The sequence below is a fragment of the Pseudomonas sp. NUPR-002 genome (assembly GCF_056322725.1).
On the sequence record NZ_CM150476.1, the window covers coordinates 751,771 to 766,682 of the forward strand.

The window sequence follows — 14,912 nt, forward strand, 5'->3', positions numbered from 1 at the left end:
CGCCCAACGGCAATGGAGATGGTCTCAAGGATAACCCTAGCCGCTGCAGGGCGAAAGCGCTGAAACGATCAAGGGTCGCCGGGCCTGTATAAAGGCCCGGCAGGACAGGTCAATGCGCCAGCGAGCCGAACAGCGAATGCGGGCGGGCGTCGTCGATGTGAATGTCGACGAACTGGCCGATCAGCTTCGGATTGTCGCAGCGGAAGTTGACGATACGGTTATTCTCGGTGCGCCCTTGCAACTGGCCGGGGTCGCGGCGCGAATAGTCGGTGACCAGAATGCGCTGGACCGTTCCGACCATTTGTCGGCTGATTTCAAAGCCCTGGGTGTCGAGGCGATGCTGCAGGGCCTTGAGTCGTTCTTTTTTCACCTCTTCCGAAGTGTCGTCGGGCAGGTCCGAGGCTGGTGTGCCCGGGCGCTGGCTGTAGACGAACGAGTAGGAGAAGTCGAAGCCGACATCGGCGACCAGCTTCATGGTTTGCTCGAAGTCTTTCTCGGTTTCGCCGGGGAAGCCGACGATGAAGTCCGAGCTGATGCAGATCCCCGGCACGGCAGCCTTGAGTTTGCGCAGCTTGGACTTGTACTCGAGGATGGTGTGGTTGCGCTTCATCGCTGCCAGCACGCGGTCAGAGCCCGACTGCACCGGCAGGTGCAGGTGCTTGACCAGTTCCGGAACCTCGGCGTGGGCCTGGATCAGGCTGTCGGAGAACTCCAGCGGGTGCGAGGTGGTGTAGCGGATGCGATCGATGCCATCGACGGCGGCCACCACGCGGATCAGCTCGGCCAGGTCGGCCAGGCGGCCATCGTGGGTCTGGCCGCGATAGCCGTTGACGTTCTGCCCCAGCAGGGTGATTTCACGCACGCCGTTTTCAGCCAGGTGAATGACTTCGGACAGCACGTCGTCGAACGGCCGGCTGACTTCTTCGCCACGGGTGTAAGGCACCACACAGAAGGTGCAGTACTTGCTGCAGCCTTCCATGACCGAAACGTAGGCGGTAGGCCCGTCGATGCGTGGCTCGGGCAGGTGGTCGAACTTTTCGATTTCCGGGAACGAGACGTCTACCTGCGGCAGGCGGGTGGTGCGCGCAGCGTCGATCATTTCTGGCAGACGGTGCAGGGTCTGCGGGCCGAACACCACGTCAACGTACGGCGCACGCTTGCGAATGGATTCGCCTTCCTGGCTGGCCACGCAACCGCCGACAGCGATCACCATGTCCGGATTCTGGTCTTTGAGTTCACGCCAGCGGCCCAGCTGGGAATACACCCGGTCCTGGGCGCGCTCGCGGATCGAGCAGGTGTTGAGCAGGATCACGTCGGCGTCTTCGGCCCGTGCAGTGACCTCCAGGGCTTGATGTTCACCCAGCAAGTCGACCATGCGCGAGCTGTCGTACTCGTTCATCTGGCAACCGTGGGTTTCGATGTAAAGCTTCTTGGCCATGGGAGATCATCAGGTAATTCGAAGAACCGCACATTATAGGGAGGCGGTGCGATGGTTCCTAGCGTTCTCGGATTGGGGGCTATGTTATAGTTTGCGCTTTCTTTACAACCTGTGACTGTCCCCGCCGAAATGAGCAAACGCGAAGCGCCTATCTACAAAGTAATCTTTCTCAATCAGGGTCAGGTGTTTGAGATGTATGCCAAGCAGATCTACCAGAGTGATCTGTGGGGCTTCCTTGAAATTGAAGAATTTGTCTTCGGTGAGCGCACCCAGGTGGTGGTCGATCCGAGCGAGGAAAAGCTCAAGGCCCAGTTCGAGGGTGTGACGCGCAGCTTTGTGCCGATGCACTCGATTGTGCGCATTGATGAAGTCGAGCGTCTGGGGACGCCGAAAATCAGTGAGGCCCGTGGCGTCAGCAACGTGATGCCATTTCCGATGCCAATGCCGGAAAAATAACCCCGGCTATCAGGGGAGTGGCGAGAAGGGTGTGCGCCCTTCGGCGGTCTGCAGTTCCAGCAGGTACTTGCGGAAAATCTGCCCCAGCACTTGGGTAGCCACTTCCAGATCTTCCCGCGGCATTTGCTCGGAGACCTCGTCGGCCAGGTCCAGCGCATCTTCGGCACCGTTCACGGCGGCCATTTTCAGCACGATGTAGGCTTGCACGTTGTTGGCGGCAACCCCTTCACCTTTGAAGAACATGGTCCCCAGGCGGTACTGGGCCTGGGCGTGGCCTTGCAGCGAGGCCTGTTCAAAGTAGTTCAGCGCTTGTTTGAGGTCGCGAGGGGTGTTGGTGCCCTCGTAATAGAACTCGCCCAGTTCGTATTGGGCTTGCGCGTCGCCTTGCTGTGCAGCCTGCTGGCAGGTAGCCAGGGCTTGCGGCAAGTCTTCGGGCTGGGAATTGAGGGTGCAGCGGCCCGTTGCTGGAATCAGCAACGAGTTACCGCCTGCCGAGGCCAGCAGGGGCTGAAGGAGCAACAGGCAGCCCAGGGCGAGGGCGCGGCCGGTGCGGTTCATGGGGATCGACTTACCTCTGCAAAGCTGCGGCCAAAGTGTCTGGTGGCACATTATGGGATAAGCAGCGCCTACCTTACAAAGTCTTTACTCGATTTTCTCTTCATCGCGGGGCAAGCCCGCTCCTACATTATCCTCTGTAGGAGAGGGCTTGCCCCGCGATCAGTCCAGAATCAGAGTTTAGCGAAAGCCCGCTCAGCAGCATCCAAGGTGATCTTCAGCTCGGTTTCGCCGTGGGCGATCGAGGTGAAACCTGCTTCAAATGCGCTTGGCGCCAGGTACACGCCGCCTTCGAGCATCAGGTGGAAGAAGCGCTTGAAGCGCTCGGCATCGCTGGCCATCACATCATCGAAGGTGACGATATCGTCAGCGCCACTGAAGTACAGGCCGAACATGCCGCCGGCCTGCGTGGTGACGAACGGAATGCCTGCGGCATCGGCGCGTTGTTGCAGGCCGTCGAGCAGACGGCTGGTGTAGGCGCTGAGCTCGTCGTGGAAGCCTGGGCGGCTGATCAGTTTCAGCGTGGTCAGGCCAGCGGCCATAGCCAGCGGGTTACCCGACAGGGTGCCGGCCTGGTAGACCGGGCCCAGCGGTGCAATGCATTCCATGATCGAGCGCTTGCCGCCGAAGCAGCCCACTGGCATGCCGCCGCCAACGATTTTGCCGAAGGTCGACAGGTCTGGGGTTACGCCGTAATGCGCTTGAGCACCGCCCAGGGCGACACGGAAACCGGTCATCACTTCGTCGAAGATCAACACCACGCCGTGCTTGTCGCACAGCGAGCGCAGGCCTTCAAGGAAGCCAGGTGCTGGCGGTACGCAGTTCATGTTGCCAGCCACCGGCTCGACGATGATGCACGCAACGTCCTGGCCGACTTCAGCGAGCATTTTCTCGACGGCGGCGATGTCGTTGAAGGGCAGGGTCAGGGTGTGTTTGGCAAACGCGGCGGGCACACCGGCGGAGCTTGGTACGCCCTGGGTCAGCAGGCCGGAGCCGGCTTTTACCAGCAGGCTGTCGGAGTGACCGTGGTAGCAGCCTTCGAATTTGATGATGCTGTCACGGCCGGTGAAACCACGGGCCAGACGAATGGCGCTCATGGTCGCTTCGGTGCCGGAGCTGACCATGCGCACCATTTCCATCGACGGCACGATCGAGCACACCAGGTCAGCCATCTCGGTTTCCATGGCGGTTGGGGCGCCATACGACAGCCCGTGTTCCAGCTGTTTGCGCACCGAGTCGAGCACGTCCGGGTGGCTGTGGCCAAGGATCATCGGGCCCCAGGAGCCCACGTAGTCGACGTAGCGTTTGTCGTCTTCGTCAGTGACGTAGGCGCCTTCGGCATGTTTGAAGAACAGCGGCGTGCCGCCAACGCTCTTGAACGCCCGCACCGGCGAGTTGACGCCCCCGGGGATGTGTTTCTGGGCGTTGGCGAACAGGGTTTCGGAACGAGACATGATGGGCTCTCTCAATCAGGCAGAAGCGAACAGGGCATTGAAGGCGCGGGCACGACGGGTGACGTCCTGCGTGCTGTCGGCGCCGAACAGGCCGTGAATCACCGCCAGCAGGTCGGCGCCATGGGCGACCAGCGGGGCGGCGTTGTCCAGGGTGATGCCGCCGATCGCGCAGATCGGCAATTTGAGCCGGGAACGCGCCTGCGCCAACAAGGCCGTATCGGCTGCTGGCGCGCCCGGTTTGGTCACGGAGTTGAAGAAGCGGCCGAAGGCAACATAGCTGGCGCCTTCACGGGCCGCCTGCTCGGCCAGCTCCAGCTGGGCATGGCAGGTTGAACCGATGATTGCGTCGTGCCCGAGCAGGGTACGCGCTGGTGTCAGTGGGCCGTCGGTCTGGCCCAGGTGCACGCCGACACCCAGGCGCGCGGCCAACTCGGCATCATCGTTGATGATCAACGGCGTTTTGTAGCGCGCACAGAGTTCGGCCAGTGCTTCGGCCTCGCGCAGGCGGCGTGCCTGGTCCTGGCTTTTGTCACGGTATTGCAACAGGCTCAGGCCACCTTCAAGGGCCGCTTCAACATAGGGCAGAAACTTGCCCGCCAACAGTTGGCTATCAGTGATGGCATACAGACCGCGCAGCTTCATCTATGGCCTCGGGCTCAGGAACAGAAATCCAGGGGTAGGCGACGTGGCACATATTGGCCTTTGCCCAGTTGTTCGGCATCGCGCAAGGTGCGCCAGGTGTAGTCCAGGGCTGAGCGCACCGCGCTTTGCAGCTGCTCGCCGAGGGCCAGACGGCCGGCCAGTGCGCTGGCCAGGGTGCAACCCGAACCATGGTAGCTGCCGGGCAGGCGCTGGCAGGTCCAGGTGTGACGCTGGCCGTCGCGGCTGTACAGGCGGTTGTGAATTTCGTGTTCGTCACCGTGACCGCCGGTGATCAACAGGTGTCTGACGAAGGGCAGCAGTTTTTCTGCGCACTCATCGGCGCTGCCGTCCGGCAGTTCGGCCAGAATGCGCGCTTCAGGGAGGTTCGGGGTGGCGATGGTAGCCAGTGGCAATAGTCGTTCGCGCATGGCGTAGCCGACTTCGTCCTTACCCAGACGGCCGCCGCCGCCGGCACGCAGTACCGGGTCGCAGACCAGCGGCAGGTGGGGGTGGGCGCTGAGCAGTTCGACGACGGTGTCGACCATTTCCAGCGAGCCGAGCATGCCCAGCTTGACTGCTGCTACCGTTGAATCGGTAAGCACAGCGTTGGCTTGGGCCAGTACCCACTCGCGGTCGAGGACGCGGAAGTCACTGACATTGACGGTATCCTGAACAGTCAGGGCGGTCACGGTAGGCGCAGCGTGACAGCCTTGGGCGATCAGGGCTTCGATATCTGCCTGCAAGCCGGCGCCGCCACTGGGGTCGTGGCCGGAGAGACAGAGGACAACGGGGCGGGAGCTGTAGGTATTCATGGTGCGCGAGCTTACCACCAATCGCTTTTGCCGGGTCTGCCCCTGCAGCAAGCTTTTTTGATCAAGTGGTCAGAAAATTGCTTTTATTATCGCTGTAAGTGCCGTGCTAGAGCCTTTTCTTCAAAATTTTATGTGGCGCCTGGAAGCGATGAAAAGCTATGCTAGAGTGCTCGAACAATTGATAACGGTTACTGCCGGATCGCGTCGCCTCAAACGGACAGGAGGCCAGCGCGACACGACCGGGACAGACCATGCTGGGGCTGTATGCGCTATTTGCTGATTGTTGTGCTGGGCTGGTTGCCACTACTGGCCACGGCGGTCGATTTCGACGACTCGACCCGCAGCCTGCCCTTGGGGCGGGTGATGCAGGTATTCGAAGACCGCGATGGCAGCGCCAGTATTGCCCAGGTCAGTGCCCCGTCTTTCAGTGAGCACTTCCGCACCCATCAGGCTGATGTGTTGAACGCCGGTTATTCCACCTCGGTGTTCTGGATCAAGCTCGACTTACGTTACACCGCACTGCCTTCGGCCGCGCCGCGCAGTTGGTTGCTGGAGCTGGCCTACCCGCCGCTGGATCACCTTGAACTCTATTTGCCCGACAGCAGTGGCGTGTTCCGATTGGCACAGCGCACCGGTGATGCGCTGCCCTATACCAGCCGCCAGATCGAGCAGAACAACTACCTGTTCGAGTTACCGTTCAGCCCCGGCCAAACCACCACCGCTTACTTGCGCTTGCACAGCCAGGGCTCGGTGCAGGCACCATTGACCTTGTGGTCTACCGAAGCGTTTGTGCAAGCGCAGCCAACCCACTTTTATGTGCTCGGCCTGATTTATGGCGTGCTGCTGGGGATGCTGGTCTACAACCTGTTCATCTACCTCAGTGTGCGTGACACCAGCTACCTCTATTACATCCTCTATATCGCTTCGTTTGGCCTCTATCAGGTATCGGTCAACGGCGCCGGTGTCGCTTACTTCTGGCCCGACAACCCCTGGTGGGCAAATGCTGCCACACCGCTGTTCATTGGCGCGTCGGGATTGTTTGGCTGCCAGTTCGCTCGCAGCTTCCTGCAGATGGCCCAGCACAATCGAACCTTCGATGGTGTGCTCAAGCTATTGATGGCCTGTGGCGGCCTGGTCATGTTGTTGTCGCTGGTCAGCAGCTATGGCATCGCCCTGCGCCTGGCCACGGTGCTGGCCCTGCTGTTCACCGTGTGCATTTTTACCGCTGGCGTGTACGCCTGGTGGCGTGGCCTGCGGGTGGCGCGGTACTTCATCATCGCCTGGTCGGCATTCTTGCTCGGGGGCTTGATCAATACCCTGATGGTATTGGGTTACCTGCCCAATATGTTCCTGACCATGTATGCCAGCCAGATCGGATCGGCGCTGGAAGTCTGCCTGCTGTCGCTGGCGCTGGCGGACCGCATCAACAGCATGCGTGACCAGCAGGCCCAGGCGCTGCGTGACACCGGGCGGGCGCTGGAAGTGCTCAACCAGCAGTTGGCCAACAGCAATCGGCTCAAGGATGAATTCCTGGCAACCGTCACCCACGAACTGCGCACGCCGATGAATGGTGTTATCGGTTCGCTGGAGCTGATGCAGACCGTTCCCATGGACTATGAGCTAGCCCAATACCAGCACACGGCAAGCGCCGCCGCCCAGGACATGATGGGCATGGTCGACAACATCCTGATTCTCACCGAGCTGCAGGCAGGGCGTTTGAGCGCGCATTTTGAGCCGTTTGCCTTGCGTGGCCTGTTGCAGGAACTGCGCGGCAAATACGCCGCTGCGGCGCTGAGCAAGGGGTTGTACCTGAGCCTGGACACGCCCGCCGATTTGCCCGAGATGTTGATTGGCGACCGGCATAAGTTGGCCCTGTGTATCAGCTACCTGCTCGACAACGGCATCAAGTTCACCCACGAGGGTGGCGTTGTACTGGAGGTTCGCGGACGCCTGCAAGGGCCGGACTTACTTGGCTTGGTCATCAGTGTCAGCGACAGCGGTATCGGTTTTGACCGTCTCGCCGAGCCGGGCCTGTACCAGCGCTTCTTCCAGGTGGATGGTTCGATGAGCCGCCAATATGGCGGATTGGGTATTGGCCTTGCGATTTGTCGGCAATTGGCCGACTTAATTGGCGCGCGCCTGCAGCACGAGTCGAACCCGGGGTTGGGCAGCCGCTTCGAACTGGTCCTGAACCTTGCCTTGAGCCAGCCCCGCGCCTTGACCCGGCAGGGGTTAAATCGCGGCTAGTTAGGCGTATTTGTCACTTTGACCGGGGGGTGGGGCGTGATTCACTGAAATATCAGTCACGTCCAGATCCAGGAGGCCCCCCTGATGAACCTGCACCAGTACGCTGAAACCCACGAAGTCACCAATCAACCGCCATCGCTGGACGGGGCCAACCTGTATCGCCTCGACCTGCCGTTGCAGCAATGGTCGCGGCACTTTGGTGCAGGCTGGGCCGAGGCGCGGATCGATGCCTACGGGGCGCTGGCTGGCGGGCCTCTGATGGCGGCAGGGTTTCTGGCCAACCAGAACAAACCGCAGTTCAGCAGCCATGACCGCTATGGCCACCGTATTGATCTGGTGGAGTTTCATCCGGCTTACCATGAGCTGATGCGCACTGCTATCGAGCATGGTCTTCCGTCATTGCCGTGGACTGATCCACGCCCAGGCGCGCATGTCGCCCGTGCTTCGATGACCTATCTGCACAGCCAGGCGGAAGCCGGTAGCGGATGTCCGCTGACCATGACCTTTGCGGCGGTGCCCGCGCTCAAGTTGCAGCCTGAACTGGCTGAGTACTGGCTGCCCAAGGTGCTGGCCACGCAATACGACCCCCGTAACATCGGTGACCGGCACAAGGTCGGGGTCACCCTGGGCATGGCCATGACCGAAAAACAAGGCGGCACCGATGTCCGCGCCAACACCACGCGCGCTTACCCGGTGGCGGCTGCGGGGCCGGGGCAGGCCTATGAACTGGTGGGGCATAAATGGTTCTGTTCGGCGCCGATGTGCGATGCGTTCCTCACCCTGGCGCAAACTGAGAAGGGCCTGAGCTGTTTCCTGCTGCCGCGCCATCGTCCGGATGACAGCCGCAATGAGTTCTATATCCAGCGTCTGAAGAACAAACTCGGCAACTGCTCCAATGCCTCCAGCGAGGTGGAATTTCGTGGGGCTCTGGCATGGATGATTGGCGAGGAAGGGCGCGGTGTGCCAACCATCATCGAAATGGTTGCCATGACCCGCTTCGACTGCATGGTCGGCTCCAGCGCCTTGATGCGCCAGGCCCTGACCCAGGCCGCTCACCATTGCGCTCATCGTCAGGTGGGCGGGCGGCTGTTGGCCGAGCAGCCGTTGATGCAGAACGTCCTGGCGGACCTGGCCCTGGAAAGCGAAGCCGCCCTGGCGCTGAGCCTGCGCATGGGGCATGCCCTCGATCAGCCGGAGGATTCGCAACAAGCGCGGTTTGCGCGGCTGGTCACGGCGGTGGGCAAGTATTGGATCTGCAAGCGCGCGCCAGCCATGATCAACGAAGCCGCCGAGTGCATGGGCGGCGCCGGTTACGTTGAGGACAGCATCTTGCCGCGCTTGTACCGCGAGGCGCCGGTCAACTCGACCTGGGAAGGCTCGGGTAACGTGCAATGCCTGGACGTGCTGCGTGCCTTGTCCAAGGAGCCCGGTGTGCTGGACGTGTTGTTCGATGAGTTGGGCGATGGTCATGGCGATCCGCGTCTGGCGGTGCACATCGGCAACCTCAAGGCGGCCTTTGCCGACACCGGGGATATCCAGTACCGCGCGCGGCAACTGACCGAAGACATTGCGTTGGGCCTGCAGGCCAAGCTGTTGCTTGAGGCCGGCAACAGCACCGTCAGTGATGCGTTCATCGGCAGTCGCCTGGGCGGCAGTGGTCGCGTTTACGGTGTGTTGCCACGGGGGATAAATGTTGGCGAATTAGTGGCACGGTCGACACCAAACTGGCCGCTCTAACATGCGTGCCTTTGCCTGAATAAGTAGGCAAGATGGAGGCATGCATGTCAGACAGGAAGTACATTGTGAGCCGTACTGATGAAGCCTTCGTTGTCGTAGAAACCGCCGAGCAGGCCGTCGAGCGTTTGGCGGCCCTGCACGAGAAAGCCACCGCAGCCCTGAGTCAGGCGCTCAAGCGCTACCTCAAGGACCGCACCGAGCCCGATGCCGATGAGCGGGCACTGTTTCGCTACCCGGAATTACGCCTGACTTACGAGTACCACGGGGAAGTGCCCGCCACCACGCGTGCCTACGCCAAGGTCCAGACACCGGGCACTTACAGTGTCACGGTGACTCAGCCCGCGGCCTTCCGTGGTTATTTGCTGGAGCAACTCAAACCGCTGATGCGTGATTTCACCGTTACCGTTGAGGTCGGCGTCAGTCAGCAGAACATTCCGTACCCTTATGTGGTCGAGCAGGGCGACGAACTGGCGGGCAGCGGTATTACCGCTGCGGCGCTGGCGCGTGTGTTCCCCAGCACCGACCTGTCTGCCGCCACCGATGGCATCGCCGATGGCCTGCATGACTGGGCCAATGCCGATCCGCTGCCGCTGGCGTTGTTCGATGCGGCGCGTGTGGACTTCTCCCTGCGTCGCCTGGTGCATTACACCGGCAGCGACTGGCGCCATGTGCAGCCGTGGATCCTGCTGACCAACTACCATCGCTATGTCGACCAGTTTGTCATGCATGGTCTTGAGCAACTGCGCGAGGACCCGCGCTTTGTGCGCATGGTGCTGCCGGGCAATGTGCTCATCGAAAAAAGCATGGACAACGGTGAGGCCCAGGCGCTGGTGGCGAGTGTGGTGTGGCACCGTTACCAGATGCCGGCCTATCACCTGATTGCCGCCGATGGCGACGGCATTACCCTGGTCAACATTGGTGTTGGCCCGTCCAACGCCAAGAACATCACCGACCACTTGGCGGTGCTGCGTCCGCATTGCTGGCTGATGATCGGTCACTGCGGCGGGCTGCGTCAGTCGCAGACCATTGGCGACTATGTGCTGGCCCACGCTTACATGCGCCGTGACGGCATTCTGGACCGGGTGGTGCCGCCGCATATCCCTATCCCGGCTTTGGCCGAGGTGCAAATGGCCCTGCAGGAAGCGGCGGCGCAAGTCACCGGCGAGCGCGGCGACGAGCTGAAAAAGCGCCTGCGCACCGGTACCGTACTGACTTACGACGATCGCAACTGGGAGCTGCGTTGGGCCCAGGAGCGTCCATTGATCAACCTGTCGCGGGCGGTAGCGGTCGACATGGAAAGCGGCACCATCGCCGCCCAGGGGTATCGTTTGCGTGTACCTTACGGCACCTTGCTGTGCGTTTCCGACAAACCACTGCACAGTGAAATCAAACTGCCCGGCGCGGCCAACGCCTTCTACAACAGGGCGGTCAGCCAGCACCTGAAAATCGGTATCGCCGCACTGGACCTGCTGCGCACCGAGCTGCATTCGCTGCACTCGCGTAAACTGCGCAGTTTTGACGAGCCGCCGTTCCGCTGAGGCCCCATGTCGTTACCCCCTCGCTCCAAGCCGCGCCATGGCGCGGCCAAACCCGCCGGTCCGCGTCGCCAAGCCAAGGCGCCGCCGACCGAGCCGCGGTTGATCCTGTTTAACAAGCCTTTTGATGTACTGACCCAGTTCAGCGACGGAGAAGGGCGCGCGACCCTGAAGGACTTCATCGATGTGCCGGGCGTTTACCCCGCCGGGCGTCTGGACCGTGACAGTGAAGGTTTGCTGTTGCTGACCAACGATGGCCAGTTGCAGGCGCGCATTGCCGACCCGAAGCACAAGCTGGCGAAAACCTATTGGGTTCAGGTGGAAGGTGAGCCGAGCGAAGAACAGCTGCAGCGTTTGCGCGATGGCGTCGAGCTCAATGACGGGCCGACCTTGCCCGCTCAGGCCCGGCAGCTTGAAGAACCGCAGCTATGGCCGCGCAATCCGCCGGTGCGTTTTCGCAAAAGCGTGCCAACCAGCTGGCTGGAACTGGTCATCAAGGAAGGGCGCAACCGTCAGGTGCGGCGCATGACCGCTGCCGTCGGCCTGCCGACCCTGCGCCTGGTACGGGTGCGGATCGGCGACTGGACGCTGGACGGTCTTGATCAGGGGCAGTGGCGGGAAGTACCGGCCAGGCGTTAAACGCCTTCGATATAGCCGATGACCACGCTTTTGATGATGAAGGCGAGGACACCCAGGCCAAGGACGAAGAACAGAATGAATGTGCCGAACTTGCCGGCTTTGGATTTCTTCGCCAGGTCCCAGACAATAAAGCCCATGAAACCAATCAGGATGGTGACCAGGATGGTCATCATCCACTCTTCGAACAACGCAGGATCCATCGATTCTCTCCGGCAGGTTGAGGCGCGCGATTATACGCCCCACTTTCCGGTCTGACTAACGCAGGTGCGTCAACGGTAGTTCGGTGCTGGCCAGTACCTGGTTGAGGACAAAGCTGGATCGCACGCTGGTGACCCCTTCGATGCGGGTCAGATGCCCTAGCAACAGCTTCTGGTAGTGGTCCATGTCGGGGACCACCACCTTGAGCTGATAGTCGGCATCCATCCCGGTCACCAGGCTGCACTCCAGCACTTGCGGCAAATTGCGGATCGCCGTTTCGAACGCCTCGAAACGCTCAGGGGTGTGGCGGTCCATACCGATCAGCACGTAAGCGGTGAGGCTCAAACCGAGCTTTTTGCGGTCGAGCAGGGCGACCTGACGCGCAATATAGCCGTCGTCTTCCAACTGCTTGACCCGTCGCGAGCAGGGCGACGGTGACAGGCCGATGCGTTCGGCCAGTTCCTGGTTGGAGATACGCGCATCGCGCTGCAATTCAGCAAGAATGCTCAGGTCGTAGCGGTCCAGTTTGCTCATGGAACATGCCTTTTCTATTTCGATTGCGTTGAATTATCAATCCGTGGGTAAAAATTGCGCAAGTGATATTTGATTGAGCAATCTTCGCAATCCTCTGCTGCCGCTCTAGCCCTATGCTTACACACAGAATCACTGCCCGGACATCAGTCCACTGCAGCAGGCCATATCTGGGCTGTTGCGGCCAGCAACCCAACAGGGTTGTGCTCGGCCCCCGGGCTACACACTGTCCACAAGACAGCGTGAGGTGAGCCGACGTCACAAGCGTCGAGCACGGACAAAATTCTCGAAGGGAGACCCCAGGGTCTCCCTTTTTTATTGCCTGCGATTTTTTCGGGCGCGGCCGATAAGCTGGTGTCGATCATGGCCCAAGAGAACCGCTATGAAGTTGCGAGTGAGATGTTTGGCAGTGCTGTGTGCGAGCCTGGCGCTGCCTGTAGTGGCCCAGGAGCAGGGCGGTTCGCCTTTGCAGTCGCGCCCGGACGAAGTGCGCCAGACCCAAACGCCACGCCCCGGCTATTACCAGGACATCCCGCGGCGTAATGAAGGGCACCACCACTATCGGCCAGGGCAGGTTGTTGATCGATTTCCCGATCAGTACTGGCGTGTGCCTTATCGGGGCAAGGACTACTTCTACTCCGGGGGGTATTGGTACCGTCCACAGGGGCCGCAGTTTGTTGTGGTAACGCCGCCTTATGGCGTTCGGATCAACCAGCTGCCGGGCTATGCGCGACAAGTGAGGATTAATGGCGTGCTGTACTTCGTTGCGGCAGACACCTATTACCAGTACCTGGAAGACAGCCGCGAATACAGCGTGGTGAGCCCGCCGGGTAGCGCCGCCGACGCCATAGCCTATCCTGCTGCAGGGCAGAGCCCTGAACAACAGGATCGGGACCGTTATGAATGTGATCGCTGGGCGCAGCAGCAAGGATCGGGCAACTATCCGCGGGCGCTGGGGGCTTGCCTGAAAGGCCGCGGCTACAGCATCAACTGACAACCCGGTAGGAGCGGGCTTGCCCCGCGATGCGATTCAACTGACAGACCGCTATCGCGGGGCAAGCCCGCTCCTACTGTGCCCCTAATCGGGAACAAAGATCCGTTGCACACCGACGCCATCAAGCACTGCATCAATCAGCGCACGCGCTGTCTCGATATGTTGGCCGGCGCCAGAGACAATCGAGCGGTCGTTGAGCGTGAGGTGATCAACTGCATCGCTGACCGTGGCTTCGGCAAATCGCAGTAGCTGGCAGGCGTGAAGCAGCGCCTCTTCGGCGGGAATGCCAGCGCGTATGTTGAACATGTGATTGGTGCCGAAAGGAGTGTTGGCTGTGGAGGCGTTGGCAAGGTTGAGAGTGGGGGGATCGGGGACGATTTTTTTCATAAATAACCTCTGTCAGTGGCGCTGCCAACATTCGCTGCTAAACGAATAAGGTGGCAGCTGTACGCGGGTTAGCAGACCGGGACAGAGAAACCGGCGCACTCGAAAGTGCCCCACGCACAGCCGCCATAACAGTGGTGTCCGTAGTTCTTTGTCAAATTCGGACTGCTAAATCCGATCGCTGGATTTTCCAGTGACGGCAGCAGCCTAGGCCCCAGCAGGGCCGGGCACAACAGAGCAACGGCGTCGGAAGTATGATTCAGATCGGTCTGACAGAAAACGCCTACGGTGTCGCGAATTGTCGCTGCTGCATGTATGAACGCCTTCGGTAGGAGCGGGCTTGCCCCGCGATGCGATTCAACTGACAGACCGCTATCGCGGGGCAAGCCCGCTCCTACCGAAGAGGTATTCAGGGCACGGGATCGGCGTGTACCAGCACTTCGGCCTTGGGGTATTTGCCATGTATCGCCGCCGCCGCCCGGTCGCACAGCTCATGGGCCTGGGTCAGCGGCAGGTCGCCGGGTAGCTCCAGGTGTAGTTGCACGAACCAATGACTTCCAGAAACCCGTGTACGCAGGTCATGTGCGCCGCGCACGCCAGGCACAGCGCAGGCCAGCGTCAGCATCTGTTCGCTGATGTCGCCCGGCAGTTCCTGGTCCATCAGGATCGAGGTACTTTCCCGGGCAATCTGCAGCGCGCTCCAGAGGATGTACAGGGCAATGCCCAGACCAAAGAAAGCGTCCAGTTGTGGCCAGCCGAGGCGGGCCAGTACCAGGGCGAGCAGGATGCTGCCGTTGAGCAACAGATCGGAGCGGTAGTGCAGCGAGTCGGCACGCACCGCTGTGGAGCCAGTAATGCGGATGACCCGCGCCTGCAGCATCAACAAGGCGATTGTCAGTGCCAGCGACAGCAGCATCACCGCGATACCGATGGCGGTGTCGCCCAGTGGCTGGGGATTCTGTAACCGTTCAACCGCTTGCACGCCGATCAACACCGCGCTCACCGCAATGAACAGCGCCTGTGCCATGCCCGCCATGGCTTCGGCCTTGCCATGGCCATAACGATGATCGTCGTCGGCCGGGCGCAGGGCGTAGTGCACGGCGAGCAAATTGAGGAACGAGGCGACACCATCGAGTGCCGAATCGGTCAGGCCCGCCAGCAGACTCACCGAGCCGCTGAGCCACCAGGCCACCGCCTTGGTCAGAATCAGAATACTGGCCACGGCCAGTGAGGCACGGGTGGCCAGGCGCAGCAGGCGTTGGTGTTCAGCCGAAGAATTCATGCTGCCAG

The 14,912-nt window shown here is 61.1% G+C and carries 15 protein-coding genes; 6 read left to right on the forward strand and 9 right to left on the reverse strand.

What is annotated here, in order from left to right; translation table 11 throughout:
• Positions 1-109 precede the first annotated feature (109 nt).
• On the reverse strand, positions 110-1,438 hold the full coding sequence (miaB, locus tag ACVWSC_RS03535; RefSeq protein WP_442112068.1) for a tRNA (N6-isopentenyl adenosine(37)-C2)-methylthiotransferase MiaB: 1,329 nt from the start codon (positions 1,436-1,438) through the stop codon (positions 110-112).
• A gap of 129 nt (positions 1,439-1,567) precedes the next feature.
• Between miaB and ACVWSC_RS03540 the strand changes: the two genes are divergently transcribed.
• Positions 1,568-1,894 carry a DUF1820 family protein gene (locus ACVWSC_RS03540; protein ID WP_133210402.1) on the forward strand — a complete coding sequence of 109 codons (327 nt, stop codon included), beginning with the start codon at positions 1,568-1,570 and terminating at the stop codon, positions 1,892-1,894.
• Between the two features lie 9 nt (positions 1,895-1,903).
• Here the strand turns inward: ACVWSC_RS03540 and ACVWSC_RS03545 are convergent, their stop codons facing one another.
• The 4 genes from ACVWSC_RS03545 to ACVWSC_RS03560 form a co-directional block, all read right to left on the reverse strand.
• Positions 1,904-2,452 carry a tetratricopeptide repeat protein gene (locus ACVWSC_RS03545; protein ID WP_442112069.1) on the reverse strand — a complete coding sequence of 183 codons (549 nt, stop codon included), beginning with the start codon at positions 2,450-2,452 and terminating at the stop codon, positions 1,904-1,906.
• A gap of 170 nt (positions 2,453-2,622) precedes the next feature.
• Positions 2,623-3,903, reverse strand: coding sequence for a glutamate-1-semialdehyde 2,1-aminomutase (gene hemL, locus ACVWSC_RS03550; protein ID WP_442112070.1), 1,281 nt, complete (start codon positions 3,901-3,903; stop codon positions 2,623-2,625).
• 15 nt (positions 3,904-3,918) lie between these two features.
• Positions 3,919-4,545, reverse strand: coding sequence for a thiamine phosphate synthase (thiE, locus tag ACVWSC_RS03555; RefSeq protein ID WP_442112071.1), 627 nt, complete (start codon positions 4,543-4,545; stop codon positions 3,919-3,921).
• Between the two features lie 14 nt (positions 4,546-4,559).
• The gene (locus tag ACVWSC_RS03560; RefSeq protein ID WP_442112072.1) at positions 4,560-5,357 is read right to left on the reverse strand and encodes a hydroxymethylpyrimidine/phosphomethylpyrimidine kinase; all 798 of its coding nucleotides are present in this window, start codon (positions 5,355-5,357) and stop codon (positions 4,560-4,562) included.
• A gap of 264 nt (positions 5,358-5,621) precedes the next feature.
• Between ACVWSC_RS03560 and ACVWSC_RS03565 the strand changes: the two genes are divergently transcribed.
• The 4 genes from ACVWSC_RS03565 to ACVWSC_RS03580 all read left to right on the forward strand — a co-directional run bounded on the left by ACVWSC_RS03565 (position 5,622) and on the right by ACVWSC_RS03580 (position 11,515).
• On the forward strand, positions 5,622-7,604 hold the full coding sequence (locus tag ACVWSC_RS03565; RefSeq protein WP_442112073.1) for a sensor histidine kinase: 1,983 nt from the start codon (positions 5,622-5,624) through the stop codon (positions 7,602-7,604).
• 84 nt (positions 7,605-7,688) lie between these two features.
• Complete coding sequence (locus ACVWSC_RS03570; RefSeq protein ID WP_442112074.1) at positions 7,689-9,341, forward strand: acyl-CoA dehydrogenase family protein; 1,653 nt, start codon at positions 7,689-7,691, stop codon at positions 9,339-9,341.
• A 32-nt stretch (positions 9,342-9,373) separates the two neighbouring features.
• The gene (gene amn, locus ACVWSC_RS03575; RefSeq protein ID WP_442112075.1) at positions 9,374-10,879 is read left to right on the forward strand and encodes an AMP nucleosidase; all 1,506 of its coding nucleotides are present in this window, start codon (positions 9,374-9,376) and stop codon (positions 10,877-10,879) included.
• Positions 10,880-10,885: 6 nt separating this feature from the next.
• Positions 10,886-11,515, forward strand: a complete 630-nt coding sequence (locus ACVWSC_RS03580; RefSeq protein ID WP_442112076.1) for a pseudouridine synthase — start codon at positions 10,886-10,888, stop codon at positions 11,513-11,515.
• On the opposite strand, the gene ACVWSC_RS03585 is transcribed toward ACVWSC_RS03580, so the two are convergent.
• Both ACVWSC_RS03585 and ACVWSC_RS03590 read right to left on the reverse strand, forming a co-directional pair.
• Positions 11,512-11,715: a DUF2788 domain-containing protein gene (locus tag ACVWSC_RS03585; protein ID WP_403048742.1), complete on the reverse strand. Its 204-nt coding sequence runs from the start codon at positions 11,713-11,715 to the stop codon at positions 11,512-11,514. The two genes, ACVWSC_RS03580 and ACVWSC_RS03585, sit on opposite strands and share 4 nt — an antisense overlap.
• A 55-nt stretch (positions 11,716-11,770) precedes the next feature.
• A complete protein-coding gene (locus tag ACVWSC_RS03590) occupies positions 11,771-12,247 on the reverse strand; it encodes an Lrp/AsnC family transcriptional regulator (RefSeq protein WP_045182667.1) in 477 nt (158 codons plus the stop codon).
• A gap of 379 nt (positions 12,248-12,626) precedes the next feature.
• Between ACVWSC_RS03590 and ACVWSC_RS03595 the strand changes: the two genes are divergently transcribed.
• Positions 12,627-13,238, forward strand: coding sequence for a DUF6515 family protein (locus tag ACVWSC_RS03595; protein ID WP_442112077.1), 612 nt, complete (start codon positions 12,627-12,629; stop codon positions 13,236-13,238).
• A gap of 84 nt (positions 13,239-13,322) precedes the next feature.
• Here the strand turns inward: ACVWSC_RS03595 and ACVWSC_RS03600 are convergent, their stop codons facing one another.
• Positions 13,323-13,625, reverse strand: coding sequence for a DUF6124 family protein (locus tag ACVWSC_RS03600; RefSeq protein ID WP_442112078.1), 303 nt, complete (start codon positions 13,623-13,625; stop codon positions 13,323-13,325).
• Positions 13,626-14,031: 406 nt separating this feature from the next.
• On the reverse strand, positions 14,032-14,904 hold the full coding sequence (locus ACVWSC_RS03605) for a cation diffusion facilitator family transporter (protein WP_442112079.1): 873 nt from the start codon (positions 14,902-14,904) through the stop codon (positions 14,032-14,034).
• Between the last annotated feature and the right edge of the window lie 8 nt (positions 14,905-14,912).

Bases quoted from the DNA above. Each gene is read 5' to 3' on its own strand.
- ACVWSC_RS03560 (WP_442112072.1), bottom strand. From the start codon at position 5,357: ATGAATACCTACAGCTCCCGCCCCGTTGTCCTCTGTCTCTCCGGCCAC.
- ACVWSC_RS03590 (WP_045182667.1), bottom strand. From the start codon at position 12,247: ATGAGCAAACTGGACCGCTACGACCTGAGCATTCTTGCTGAATTGCAG.
- ACVWSC_RS03540 (WP_133210402.1), top strand. From the start codon at position 1,568: ATGAGCAAACGCGAAGCGCCTATCTACAAAGTAATCTTTCTCAATCAG.
- ACVWSC_RS03585 (WP_403048742.1), bottom strand. From the start codon at position 11,715: ATGGATCCTGCGTTGTTCGAAGAGTGGATGATGACCATCCTGGTCACC.
- amn (WP_442112075.1), top strand. From the start codon at position 9,374: ATGGAGGCATGCATGTCAGACAGGAAGTACATTGTGAGCCGTACTGAT.
- thiE (WP_442112071.1), bottom strand. From the start codon at position 4,545: ATGAAGCTGCGCGGTCTGTATGCCATCACTGATAGCCAACTGTTGGCG.
- ACVWSC_RS03595 (WP_442112077.1), top strand. From the start codon at position 12,627: ATGAAGTTGCGAGTGAGATGTTTGGCAGTGCTGTGTGCGAGCCTGGCG.
- ACVWSC_RS03580 (WP_442112076.1), top strand. From the start codon at position 10,886: ATGTCGTTACCCCCTCGCTCCAAGCCGCGCCATGGCGCGGCCAAACCC.
- hemL (WP_442112070.1), bottom strand. From the start codon at position 3,903: ATGTCTCGTTCCGAAACCCTGTTCGCCAACGCCCAGAAACACATCCCC.
- ACVWSC_RS03570 (WP_442112074.1), top strand. From the start codon at position 7,689: ATGAACCTGCACCAGTACGCTGAAACCCACGAAGTCACCAATCAACCG.
- ACVWSC_RS03600 (WP_442112078.1), bottom strand. From the start codon at position 13,625: ATGAAAAAAATCGTCCCCGATCCCCCCACTCTCAACCTTGCCAACGCC.
- ACVWSC_RS03545 (WP_442112069.1), bottom strand. From the start codon at position 2,452: ATGAACCGCACCGGCCGCGCCCTCGCCCTGGGCTGCCTGTTGCTCCTT.
- ACVWSC_RS03605 (WP_442112079.1), bottom strand. From the start codon at position 14,904: ATGAATTCTTCGGCTGAACACCAACGCCTGCTGCGCCTGGCCACCCGT.
- ACVWSC_RS03565 (WP_442112073.1), top strand. From the start codon at position 5,622: ATGCGCTATTTGCTGATTGTTGTGCTGGGCTGGTTGCCACTACTGGCC.
- miaB (WP_442112068.1), bottom strand. From the start codon at position 1,438: ATGGCCAAGAAGCTTTACATCGAAACCCACGGTTGCCAGATGAACGAG.